At 68.5% G+C, this 12,041-nt stretch carries 10 protein-coding genes and 1 pseudogene; 10 read left to right on the top strand and 1 reads right to left on the bottom strand.

Going from position 1 to position 12,041, the window contains the following annotated elements:
* Positions 1 to 133: 133 nt before the first annotated feature.
* The 9 genes and pseudogenes from rimP to pnp all read left to right on the top strand — a co-directional run bounded on the left by rimP (position 134) and on the right by pnp (position 10,879).
* Positions 134 to 742, top strand: coding sequence for a ribosome maturation factor RimP (gene rimP / locus ACLNGM_RS00125; RefSeq protein WP_416356680.1), 609 nt, complete (start codon positions 134 to 136; stop codon positions 740 to 742).
* A gap of 97 nt (positions 743 to 839) precedes the next feature.
* A complete protein-coding gene (nusA, locus tag ACLNGM_RS00120) occupies positions 840 to 2,429 on the top strand; it encodes a transcription termination factor NusA (RefSeq protein WP_416356679.1) in 1,590 nt (529 codons plus the stop codon).
* A gap of 41 nt (positions 2,430 to 2,470) precedes the next feature.
* Positions 2,471 to 3,106, top strand: coding sequence for an RNA-binding protein (locus tag ACLNGM_RS00115; RefSeq protein WP_416358523.1), 636 nt, complete (start codon positions 2,471 to 2,473; stop codon positions 3,104 to 3,106).
* 97 nt (positions 3,107 to 3,203) lie between these two features.
* Positions 3,204 to 3,455, top strand: a pseudogene (locus ACLNGM_RS00110) (translation initiation factor IF-2 associated domain-containing protein); the annotation flags it as partial.
* A 657-nt stretch (positions 3,456 to 4,112) separates the two neighbouring features.
* A complete protein-coding gene (gene infB / locus ACLNGM_RS00105; protein WP_416358522.1) occupies positions 4,113 to 6,455 on the top strand; it encodes a translation initiation factor IF-2 in 2,343 nt (780 codons plus the stop codon).
* A 129-nt stretch (positions 6,456 to 6,584) separates the two neighbouring features.
* Positions 6,585 to 7,004 (top strand): 30S ribosome-binding factor RbfA, encoded by a 420-nt coding sequence (gene rbfA / locus ACLNGM_RS00100; RefSeq protein WP_090963806.1) that lies wholly within the window; start codon positions 6,585 to 6,587, stop codon positions 7,002 to 7,004.
* The gene (gene truB / locus ACLNGM_RS00095; protein WP_416356678.1) at positions 7,004 to 7,990 is read left to right on the top strand and encodes a tRNA pseudouridine(55) synthase TruB; all 987 of its coding nucleotides are present in this window, start codon (positions 7,004 to 7,006) and stop codon (positions 7,988 to 7,990) included. The genes rbfA and truB overlap by 1 nt, the downstream gene beginning before the upstream one ends.
* Before the next feature lie 162 nt (positions 7,991 to 8,152).
* Positions 8,153 to 8,422 carry a 30S ribosomal protein S15 gene (gene rpsO / locus ACLNGM_RS00090; protein WP_055893552.1) on the top strand — a complete coding sequence of 90 codons (270 nt, stop codon included), beginning with the start codon at positions 8,153 to 8,155 and terminating at the stop codon, positions 8,420 to 8,422.
* Between the two features lie 321 nt (positions 8,423 to 8,743).
* A complete protein-coding gene (gene pnp / locus ACLNGM_RS00085) occupies positions 8,744 to 10,879 on the top strand; it encodes a polyribonucleotide nucleotidyltransferase (RefSeq protein WP_416356677.1) in 2,136 nt (711 codons plus the stop codon).
* A gap of 133 nt (positions 10,880 to 11,012) precedes the next feature.
* Here pnp and ACLNGM_RS00080 read toward each other — a convergent pair whose 3' ends face one another.
* Positions 11,013 to 11,441 carry an organic hydroperoxide resistance protein gene (locus ACLNGM_RS00080; protein ID WP_055893546.1) on the bottom strand — a complete coding sequence of 143 codons (429 nt, stop codon included), beginning with the start codon at positions 11,439 to 11,441 and terminating at the stop codon, positions 11,013 to 11,015.
* A 125-nt stretch (positions 11,442 to 11,566) separates the two neighbouring features.
* Between ACLNGM_RS00080 and ACLNGM_RS00075 the strand changes: the two genes are divergently transcribed.
* Complete coding sequence (locus ACLNGM_RS00075) at positions 11,567 to 12,037, top strand: MarR family winged helix-turn-helix transcriptional regulator (RefSeq protein WP_416356676.1); 471 nt, start codon at positions 11,567 to 11,569, stop codon at positions 12,035 to 12,037.
* Positions 12,038 to 12,041: the final 4 nt, after the last annotated feature.

Here is a 12,041-nt window from a genome sequence, read left to right as displayed (position 1 = left end):
GCGATGCGATCGTGAGAGTGGGTCCTCCCGGTCCCGCTCTTTTTTGTTAGGGGCATAGCCTCGGCAGGAGATCCGGCGGTCGCCGCAGGCGGGACGGCTTCAATGAGCGTCCCGAGGCACGACCGGAGACTTCGTGACGGACAAGCGCATCATTACCGAACAGGGCCTCGAGGGCCGCATCGCCGCTCTGCTCGAGCCCGTGATCGAACAGCTCGGCTACCGCCTCGTGCGCATTCGCGTGTCGGCGATGAACGGCACGACGCTGCAGATCATGGCCGAGCGGCCGGACGGCTCGATGAGCGTCGAGGACTGCGAGGCGGTGTCGCGCGGCATCTCCCCGGTGCTCGATGTCGAGGACCCGATGGACCGCGCCTACCACCTCGAGATTTCGTCGCCCGGCATCGACCGTCCGCTGGTGCGTGTCGGCGACTTCGAGGCCTGGGCCGGCCAGTTGATGAAGCTGGAGACGACGCGCCTCGTCGCCAACCGCAAGCGCTTCCGCGGTCGCATCCTGTCCGTGTCGGACGAGGGCTTCCGGCTGGAGCGCGACGCCGTGTCGGATGGCGAGGACAAGGTCGTCGAGGTGCCGTTCGATGCCCTGGCCGAGGCCCGGCTGATCCTGACCGACGACCTGATCGCGGCCTCCTTGAAGGCCGACAAGGCCGCCCGCAAGGCGAAGGGCCTGCCGATCGACGACGAAGACGAGACCTTGGACGCAGCCGGAGAGCCCGGCGCGCATTGATGAGACGATGGGAGGCGTCGCGCCGGAGGGCGTGGGCCATCCTTTCCGAAGGGCCGGAGCCTTGGATGCCCGGCGGCTTTCGACAGGAGACGTGAACATGGCAGTCAGTGCGAACCGACTCGAGCTTCTGCAGATCGCGGATGCCGTGGCGCGCGAGAAGTCGATCGATCGGGAGATCGTGATCGCCGCGATGGCGGACGCGATCCAGAAGGCCGCCCGCTCGCGCTACGGCCAGGAAACCAACATCCGCGTCGACATCAACACCAAGACCGGCGAGATGAAGCTGCAGCGGCTTCTGGAGGTCGTCGAGGAGGTCGAGGATCCGGCGACGCAGATCTATCTCGATCTCGCCCGCGACAAGAACCCCGACGCCGAGCCCGGCGACTTCATCGCCGAGCAGCTGCCGCCGATGGAGTTCGGTCGCATCGCCGCCCAGTCCGCCAAGCAGGTCATCGTGCAGAAGGTGCGCGAGGCCGAGCGCGACAAGCAGTACGACGAGTTCATCGGTCGCGTGAACGAGATCGTCAACGGCACGGTCAAGCGCGTCGAGTACGGCAACGTGATCGTCGATCTCGGCAAGGGCGAGGGCATCATCCGCCGCGACGAGCAGATCCCGCGCGAGCTCTTCCGCTACGGCGATCGCGTGCGCGCCTTCGTCTACGACGTGCGCCGCGAGCAGCGGGGCCCGCAGATCTTTCTGTCGCGCACCCATCCGCAGTTCATGGCGAAGCTCTTCACCATGGAAGTGCCGGAAATCTACGACGGCATCATCGAGATCAAGGCGGTCGCCCGCGATCCCGGCTCGCGCGCCAAGATCGCGGTGGTCAGCCGCGATTCGTCGGTCGATCCGGTCGGCGCCTGCGTCGGCATGCGCGGCTCGCGCGTCCAGGCCGTCGTCGGCGAGTTGCAGGGCGAGAAGATCGACATCATTCCCTGGTCGCCGGATGCGGCGTCTTTCCTCGTCAACGCGCTGCAGCCGGCGGAAGTCGCCAAGGTCGTGCTCGACGAGGACGCCGAGCGCATTGAAGTCGTGGTCCCGGATGACCAGCTAAGCCTTGCGATCGGTCGTCGCGGCCAGAACGTGCGCCTCGCCTCGCAGCTCACCGGCTGGGACATCGACATCCTCACCGAAGAGGAGGAGTCACAGCGTCGCCAGAAGGAGTTCACCGAGCGCTCCGCCCTGTTCATGGACGCCTTGAACGTCGACGAGATGGTCGGCCAGCTCCTGGCGTCCGAGGGTTTCGCGAGCGTCGAGGAAGTCGCCTACGTCGACAATTCCGAGGTCGCCTCGATCGAGGGCTTCGACGAGGATACGGCGGCCGAGATCCAGAACCGCGCCAAGGAGTTCCTGGATCAGCGCGAGAAGGAGCTCGACGACAAGCGCCGCGCGCTCGGCGTCGAGGACGACCTGCGCCAGATCGAGGGCCTGACGACGGCCATGCTGGTCGCGCTCGGCGAGGACGGCGTGAAGAGCGTCGAGGACTTCGCGGGCTGCGCGGCCGACGATCTCGTCGGCTGGACCGAGCGCAAGGACGGCGAGACGAAGAAGTTCGCCGGCGCGCTCTCGGCGTTCGACGTGAGCCGTCAGGACGCCGAGGCGATGATCATGCAGGCCCGCGTGATGGCCGGCTGGGTCGAGGCCGAGGAGCCGGCGGTCGAGAGCGACGAGGAGGCCGAGGAGGTCTGAGCGAGGGAATGGACGAGGACGCGGATCTGGAGGCGGCGGTGATGAATGGGCGCATGTGCATCGTGTCGCGCCGCTCGCTGCCGGCCGACGCCCTGATCCGCTTCGTCGCCGGCCCGGACGGGCAGGTCGTGCCGGACCTCAAGCGACGGTTGCCCGGACGCGGCGCCCATATCGAGGCGCGGCGTTCGGTGGTCGAGACGGCGATGAAGCGCAAGCTTCTGGCGCGGGCCCTGAAGCGCGAGCTGACGGGAACCGAAACGCTGGCCGACGATTTGGAAGCGCTTCTGGTTCGTTCGGCAACGGGCGCTCTGGCGCTCGCCCGCAAGGCCGGCCAGCTGACGACCGGGTCGACCAAGGTCGATGCCGCGCTGCGCGCGGGCAAGGCTCTCGCGGTCCTCCACGCCTCGGATGGCGCGGCGGACGGAATTCGAAAGCTCGACGGAGCGCGCCATGCGCGGGCCGCCGAGACGGGAGGGCGGCCGGTGCCGGCCTACCAGTCGCTGACCGCCGACGAAATCGGTTTGGCCATGGGCGACCTGAATGTGATACACGCGGCCATCCTGCCCGGTGGAGCTGGAGCGGCCCTGATCGAGCGCCTCGATGCGCTGGAGACCTACCGGGGCGCAAGCGCCCGGGAAACCAACGAAGCGGATGCCGGTCACCAGCCGGCTTCGTGAAGCCACCATTAAGATCAACGGCTGAGCACGGTTGAAAAATGCTCTAGGCACGGATAGTGGCGCGGGGAACAAACCCGCGCAGGAAGCGGAAGCGGTAATGAGCGATACGAAATCGGGCGATGACAAGACGCTGAGCGTCACCCCGAAGAAGACCCTGTCCCTGAAGCCGAGCGGCAGCGTTTCGCAGTCCACGGTGCGGCAGAACTTCTCGCACGGGCGGACGAAGAGCGTCGTCGTGGAGACCAAGAAGCGCAAGTTCTCGGTCCCCGGCGAAACGGCAAAGGAAGCGCCTGCGGCGTCCGAGGCCGCAGCGGCGCCTGCAGCACCCGCGCCCGCACCGGCTGCGGCGGCGCCCGCACGCCCGACCCTGACGCCCGCGCAGATGGCGGCGCTGGAGCATGCGGCCAAGAACCCGCAGGCGCCGGTCACCCCCGATCGCCCCGTGGCGCCGGCCGCCCAGACGGAACCGGTCGCCAAGGCCGCCGAGACGGCGCCCGCGGCCGAGGCGGCGCCTGCCGTGCCCGCACCGGCCGCCGCTGCTCCGGCTCCCGCTCCTGCTGCGCCCGTCGCCGAGGCTCCTGCCGCGACGCCGAGCGTCTCCACGCCCCCTTCCGAACCCGAGTCACCGAAGCCTTCCTTGAACGATACCGCCAAAACCGCCGCGCCCGCGGCCACCCCGACTGCCACTCCGGCTGCCGCGTCCGCCGCGCCCCGCGCCCCGCAGGGCACGGCACCGCGTCCGGGCGCGCCTGCGCCCGCCCGCCCCGCCGCCGGCGGCCCGGTCGGCGCGCAGCGTCCGGGCCAGCCGGCGCGTCCCGGCTATGCCGGCTCGCAGGCCGGCCGCCCCGGCGCGCCGGGCCAGCAGCGCCCCGGCCAGCCGGCGCAGGCCGGTCGTCCGGGCCAGCCGGGCGGGCGTGACGACCGTCGCGGTCCCGCGCCGGCCGCTGCCGCGCCCGGTGCCCGCCAGCCGCGCGGTGCCGTCCTGTCGGATCTGTCGTCAAAGGAAATGGATGCGCGTCGTCGCGCCCTGATCCTCGCGCAGCAGCGCGAGGCCGAGGACCGCCGCCTGTTCCAGATCGAGGAGGCGCGCCGCGTCGCCGAGGACGAGCGTCGCCGCGCCGAGCGCGAGGAATCCGAGCGCCGTCAGGCCGAGGAGAACGCGCGTCTCGAGCTCGAGGCCGCCGCCCGCAAGAAGGCCGAGGAGGATGCGGCCCGCCGCGCCGCCAACAAGCCCGTCGCCCGCACCGGCGGCGGCAAGGCCAACGTCAACGTCATCCCCGGCCCGCCGCCGGTGGACGACGGCCTGGGCCTGCGCCCGGCCGGTCGTACCGACCTCACCAAGAAGACGCGGGCCGACGACGAGGACGATCGTCGCCGTCCGGGCGCCGCTCGTGGTCCGGCACGCGCGCCGGCCGCCGACGCCGCCAAGCCGACGCGCGCCCGCACCGGCGACGACCGCCGTGGTGCCGGCCGCGTCAACGTTGAGCGTGCGCTGTCCGACGAGGACGCGCGCGGCCGCTCGCTGTCGTCGATGCGTCGTCGCCAGGAGAAGTTCAAGCGCTCGCAGCAGAACCAGACCCGCGAGAAGATTGCCCGCGAAGTGATTATCCCCGAGACCATCACCATCCAGGAACTCGCCAACCGCATGTCGGAGCGGGCCGTGGACGTCATCAAGTTCCTGATGGCGCAGGGTCAGATGATGAAGCCGGGCGACGTGATCGACGCCGATCTCGCCGAGATCATCGCGTCCGAGTTCGGCCATACGGTTCGCCGCGTCGCGGAATCGGACGTCGAGACCGGCATGTTCGACGTGGCGAGCGATCCCGAGAAGCTCGTCACGCGCCCGCCGGTCGTCACGATCATGGGCCATGTCGACCACGGCAAGACCTCGCTCCTCGACGCGATCCGCAAGACCAGCGTCGTGTCCGGCGAAGCCGGCGGCATCACGCAGCACATCGGCGCCTACCAGGTCGAGCAGAACGGGCAGAAGATCTCGTTCATCGACACGCCGGGCCACGCCGCCTTCACGGCGATGCGTGCCCGCGGCGCCCAGGCGACCGACATCGCGATCCTGGTGGTGGCGGCCGACGACAGCGTCATGCCGCAGACGATCGAGTCGATCAGCCACGCGAAGGCGGCCGGCGTGCCGATCATCGTGGCGATCAACAAGATCGACAAGCCGGCCGCCGACGCCCAGAAGGTTCGCACGCAGCTCCTCCAGCACGAGGTGTTCGTCGAATCGATGGGTGGTGAGGTGCTCGACGTCGAGGTTTCGGCCAAGGCCGGCACCAACCTCGACAAGCTCCTCGAGGCGATCCTGCTGCAGGCCGAAATCCTCGACCTGAAGGCCGACCCCGACCGCACCGCCGAAGGCGTGGTGATCGAGGCCCAGCTCGACCGTGGCCGCGGCCCGGTGGCGACGACGCTCGTCCAGGCCGGCACGCTGCGCGTCGGCGACATCGTGGTCGCCGGCGACCAGTGGGGCCGCGTGCGCGCCCTCGTCAACGACCAGGGCAAGCAGATGAAGGAGGCCGGTCCGTCGACCCCCGTCGAGGTCCTCGGCATGCAGGGCACGCCGCTCGCCGGCGACCGCTTCGCTGTGGTCAAGGACGAGGCGCAGGCGCGCGAGATCACCGAGTACCGCCAGCGCCTGACCCGCGAGAAGGCGGTCGCCAAGTCGGCCGGTCAGCGCGGCTCGCTCGAGCAGATGATGAACCAGCTGCAGTCGAGCGGCCTCAAGACCTTCCCGCTGCTCGTCAAGGGCGACGTGCAGGGCTCGGTCGAGGCGATTGGGACGGCTCTCGAAAAGCTCGGCACGGACGAGGTGCAGGCGCGCATCGTCCATTCGGGCGCCGGTGCCATCACCGAGTCGGACGTCCAGCTGGCCGCCACCTCGAACGCCGCGATCATCGGCTTCAACGTGCGTGCCAACGCGCAGGCCCGTCAGCTCGCCGAGCGCGAGGGGATCGAGATCCGCTACTACAACATCATCTACGACCTCGTGGATGATGTGAAGCAGGCGATGTCGGGCCTCCTGTCGCCCGAGCGGCGCGAGACGTTCCTCGGCAATGCCGAGATCCTGGAGGTGTTCCACATCACCAAGATCGGCAAGGTCGCGGGCTGCCGCGTTACGGAAGGCAAGGTCGAGCGCGGTGCGGGCGTACGCCTCATCCGCGACGGCGTGGTCATCCACGAGGGTACGCTCAAGACGCTCAAGCGCTTCAAGGACGAAGTCGCCGAGGTGCCGGGCGGCCAGGAATGCGGCATGGCCTTCCAGAACTACGAGGATATCCGCGTCGGCGATATCATCGAGAACTTCCGCGTGGAGCACATCGCCCGCACGCTCTGATCCTAAGACGGCGGTCCTCGAGGGGACCGCCCGACCGGACCCAATGCGCAAAGCCCGGCGGCAACGCCGGGCTTTGCAGTTGCGTTCGCACGAGGGACGATGCGGCCTCCCGCCTAGGAGCAACCAGCCATGGCCAAGCATACCAAAGCCCCGAAAGGGCCCTCGCAGCGTCAGCTGTCGGTGGGCGAGAAGGTCCGCCACGCATTGACCGAAACCCTGCAGCGTCGCGAGATCCTGGACCCGCTCCTCGAAAACGCCGTGATCAGCGTGACGGAAGTGCGCATGAGTCCCGACCTGAAGCTCGCCACCGCCTATGTCACGGTGTTCGGGCAGGAGAACGTGGACCCCTACGTGCAGGCCCTCAACGGCCATGCGCGGTTCCTGCGCGGTCGGCTTACGCCGGCGCTCAGGCAGATGAAGTACATGCCGGAGGTCCGCTTCCGGCAGGACGACAGTTTCGACAACTATGCCCGGATCGACGCGCTCCTGCGCTCGCCGGAGGTCCTGCGCGACACGCAAGGGACGGCAGACGACGAGGACGACAACTGATGGCACGTCGCGGGAAGAAGCCGAAGGGCCGCCCGATTTCCGGCTGGGTGATCTTCGACAAGCCGAAAGGCATGGGCTCCACGGAAGCCGTCTCGAAGATCAAGTGGCTCTATTTCGCGCAGAAGGCGGGCCATGCCGGCACGCTCGATCCGCTGGCGTCCGGCATGCTGCCGATCGCGCTCGGCGATGCGACGAAGACCGTCCCCTTCGTGATGGACGGGCAGAAGACCTATCGCTTCACCGTGTCCTGGGGCGCGGAGACGACGACCGACGACACGGAAGGCCCGGTGGTCAACGCCTCCGACCGCCGCCCGTCCCGCGCCGATATCGAGGCCCTCCTGCCGAACTATACCGGCGAGATCTCCCAGGTGCCGCCCGCCTTCTCGGCGATCAAGATCGAGGGCGAGCGCGCCTATGATCTGGCGCGCGCCGGCGAGACCGTCGAGATCGCCGCGCGCACCGTGACGGTGCACCGGCTGGCGATCGTCGAAATGCCCGACGCCTCGACCACGACCTTCGAGGCCGAGTGCGGCAAGGGCACCTATGTCAGAGCCATCGCGCGCGACCTCGGGCGCGACCTCGGCTGCTTCGGCCATATCACCGAACTTCGCCGCGTGCGCGTCGGATCGTTCGACGAGGACGACATGGTCACGCTCGATGAGCTGATGGATGCCGCCGAAGAGGGGCTCGAGGAGCTGACGCCGGAGGCGGCGGAAGCCGGTGCGCGCGCCCGCATCACCGACTTCACCGCGCTCGACGAGATCGTGCTCGACGCGGCAACCGCGCTCTCGGACCTCTACGAGGTGGCGCTGACCGACGATCAGGCCGGGCGGGTGCTGTCGGGCAATCCGGTGCTCCTGCGCGGGCGCGATGCGCCGGCCTTCTGCGACGAAGCCTATGCCACCGGGCAGGGGCGCCTCGTCGCGATCGGCTCGATCGACCAGGGCTCGTTCCACCCCAAGCGCGTCTTCGGCGGGCGCGGCTAGAACGCGCCCTCGTCGTTCCGGGCTGGCATTCCCTGCGGAATGCGCCTATACCCGCCTCGCGTGCCTGGCCGTTCCGTCCGGGCGTCGCTTCATGGCCCTGGCTGGACGACATCCCGGCTCGGGCGTCCCAACCCTCCAAATTCTCCAAGAAAGGGATATCCGATGTCGATCACGCTCGAGCGCAAAGCCGAACTCATGAAGGAGTACGGCACCAAGGAAGGCGACACCGGTTCGCCCGAGGTGCAGGTCGCCCTTCTGTCGGAGCGCATCGCCAACCTGACCGAACACTTCAAGGGCCACAAGAAGGACAACCACTCGCGTCGTGGCCTTCTCAAGATGGTGTCCCAGCGTCGCCGCCTCCTCGACTATCTGAAGGAGCGCGAGGAAGAGCGCTACACCGCGCTGATCGGCCGTCTCGGCCTGCGTCGCTAAATCCGTCATTCGGCGCGGCGCTCAAGGTCCTTGAGCGCCGCGCCCGCATTTCGAACCAGCTTCTCCCGCCCCGGCGGGGAAAGCCTGTCCCGGCCGGCGGCTCAGACGAGCGCCGCGCCAGAGAGCCCAACGCTCATGGGGCAGGATTGCCGGATGCTTCCCGGCATGATCCCGACGGCCGCGCGCCGGACGGAACCCATCGTGCCCGGGCGCCGCTGACCTCTAGCCGCGCCGCGACCGGAAGCCTCCCGCCGTCTTGCCCATGCGCGTTTCCCTTTGCCCGGCCGCGATCCGTCGCGGCGCAGACACGAGGCCTATCGCATGTTCAATACCCACAAGGTCGAGATCGAATGGGGCGGCCGCACGCTGACCCTCGAAACCGGCAAGATCGCCCGTCAGGCCGACGGCGCGGTGCTCGCCACCTATGGCGAGACCGCCGTGCTCGCGACCGTCGTCTCGGCCAAGGCGCCCAAGCCCGGCTTCGACTTCTTCCCGCTGACCGTCAACTACCAGGAAAAGGCGTTCGCCGCCGGCAAGATCCCGGGCGGCTACTTCAAGCGCGAGGGCCGTCCCTCCGAGAAGGAAACGCTGGTCTCGCGCCTGATCGACCGTCCGATCCGCCCGCTCTTTGCGGAAGGCTACAAGAACGACACGCAGGTCGTCGTCACCGTCCTGCAGCATGACCTCGAGAACGACCCGGACGTCCTAGCGATGGTCGCGGCCTCCGCGGCGCTGACGCTCTCGGGCGTTCCCTTCATGGGCCCGATCGGCGGCGCGCGCGTCGGCTACATCAACGGCGAGTTCAAGCTGAACCCGCATGTCGACGAGATGGGCGAGTCCAAGCTCGACCTCGTGGTCGCCGGCACGCAGGACGCGGTGCTGATGGTGGAATCCGAGGCGCACGAGCTCGACGAAGAGACGATGCTCGGCGCCGTCATGTTCGGTCACAAGGGCTTCCAGCCGGTGATCGAGGCGATCATCAAGCTCGCCGAGCACGCCGCCAAGGAGCCGCGCAACCACACGGTGCCCGATCACTCGGCGCTCGAGAGCGAGATGCTGGGCCTTGCCGAGGCAGAGCTGCGCGACGCCTACAAGAACACCGACAAGCAGGCCCGCTACGCCGCCGTCGACGCGGTGAAGGCGAAGGTCATGGCGCACTTCCTGCCCGAGGGTCAGGACCCGAAGGCTCCGAAGGAAGACGTCGGCACCGTCTTCAAGGAGCTCCAGGCCAAGATCGTGCGTTGGAACATCCTCGACACCAAGAGCCGCATCGACGGCCGCGACCTGTCGACCGTGCGCCAGATCGTCTCCGAGGCCGGCATCCTGCCGCGCACCCACGGCTCGGCGCTCTTCACGCGCGGCGAGACGCAGGCGCTGGTCGTGGCGACGCTCGGCACCGGCGAGGACGAGCAGTACGTCGACAGCCTGACCGGCACCTACAAGGAGACCTTCCTCCTTCACTACAACTTCCCCCCGTACTCGGTCGGCGAGACGGGCCGCATGGGCTCGCCCGGCCGCCGCGAGATCGGCCATGGCAAGCTCGCCTGGCGCGCCATCCGCCCGATGCTGCCGGCCAAGGAAGCCTTCCCCTACACGATCCGCGCCGTGTCCGAGGTGACCGAGTCGAACGGTTCGTCCTCGATGGCGACCGTCTGCGGCACCTCGCTCGCGCTGATGGACGCCGGCGTGCCGCTGGCGCGCCCGGTGGCCGGCATCGCCATGGGCCTCATCCTCGAGGGTGAGCGCTTCGCGGTCCTGTCCGACATCCTCGGCGACGAGGACCACCTCGGCGACATGGACTTCAAGGTGGCCGGCACCGACCGGGGCATCACCTCGCTGCAGATGGACATCAAGATCCAGGGCATCACCGAGGAGATCATGAAGATCGCGCTCGAGCAGGCCAAGGGCGGCCGCGAGCACATCCTCGCCGAGATGAACAAGGCTCTGGGCTCGGCCCGCTCCGAGCTCGGCGAGTTCGCTCCGCGCATCGAGGTCATGCAGATCCCGACCGACAAGATCCGCGACGTGATCGGCTCGGGCGGCAAGGTGATCCGCGAGATCGTCGAAAAGACCGGCGCCAAGATCAACATCGAGGACGACGGCACCGTGAAGATCGCCTCGTCCTCCGGCAAGGAGATCGAGGCGGCCAAGAAGTGGATCCACTCGATCGTGGCCGAGCCGGAAGTCGGCGAGATCTACGAGGGCACGGTGGTGAAGTGCGTCGAGTTCGGCGCCTTCGTGAACTTCTTCGGCTCGCGCGACGGCCTCGTCCACATCTCGCAGCTGGCCGCCGACCGCGTCCAGAAGACGCAGGACGTCGTCAAGGAAGGCCAGAAGGTCTGGGTCAAGCTCATGGGCTTCGACGAGCGCGGCAAGGTCCGCCTCTCCATGAAGGTCGTCGACCAGGCGACCGGCGAGGAGATCAAGAAGCCCGCCAAGGAAGACGACGCGGAGTAATCCCGTCTCGCTAGTGACGATCGAAGGGGCGGCCGACGGGCCGCCCCTTTTTGTTGGGCGAAGGAACGCCGCGAAACGAAAAGGCCCCGGCGGGGTGTCCGCCGGGGCCTTGTCTCGAGTACCGCGGATGCGATCAGACGATCGTCAGGCCGACGTCGAGGTTGTTGCGGGTCGCATTGGAATAGGGGCAGACCTGATGGGCGGTGTCGACGAGCTTCTGCGCATCGGCGCGGTCGAGGCCCGGCAGCGAGATCGTCAGATCGGCGGTGATGCCGTAGCCGCCTTCCGAGCGCGGGCCGAAGCCGATCTCGGCGGTCACCGTCGCATCGTTCGGCACCTTCACGCCGACCTTCGAGGAGACGGCGCGCATGGCGCCGAGGAAGCAGGCGGAGTAGCCGGCGGCGAACAGCTTCTCCGGGTTGGCGCCGTCACCGCCCGGTCCGCCCATTTCCTTGGGGACGACGAGGTTCAGGTCGAGATTGCCGTCCTCGGAGCGGACATGGCCGTCGCGGCCGCCACCGGACGCGGTGGCGCGGGTCTTGTAGATCGTGTCGACAGGCATGGAACCTTCTCCTTCTCGGCGCAATTTATTATTGCGATAAACGCAGATGTATAGGGGAAGCTATCGCCTGTCCAGCGGAAAATTATTGTGATAAACAAAAAGCCGACCGAACCGAGGCTGAAGCCATGACGCGCGCGAAACCGCCGCTGCCGCTCGACGACCATCTGTGCTTTGCGCTCTACGGCGCGTCGATGGCGATCGGCCGGCTCTACAAGCCGATCCTCGACGAATGGGGCATCACCTATCCGCAGTACCTGACGCTGTCGGTCCTGTGGGAGGAAGACGGCCAGCGCGTCGGCGACCTAGCCGCCCGGCTGGATCTCGAGCCGAGCACGATGACCCCGCTGGTCACGCGTCTGGCGTCGGCGGGGTTCGTGACGCGCGAGCGCGATACGGTCGACGCGCGTCAGGTCATCGTGCGGCTGACGGAGACCGGCCGCGCCCTCGCCGACCGCAGCCGTTGCCTGGGAGAGGCGCTGGTGGCGTCGGCCGGACTGCCCCTCGACCGACTGCGGGAGATGACCGCCGATGCGCGCCGGCTGCGCGACGCGGTGTCGGGGCGGGGCGGCGATGCCGCCGCCCCGAACGACGGCTGAAGGC

Source organism: Aureimonas phyllosphaerae (genome assembly GCF_047943035.1).
Taxonomy (GTDB): Bacteria; Pseudomonadota; Alphaproteobacteria; order Rhizobiales; family Rhizobiaceae; genus Aureimonas; species Aureimonas phyllosphaerae.
Note: the sequence above shows the minus strand (reverse complement) of the source record. Positions and strands in the feature narration are given on the sequence as shown.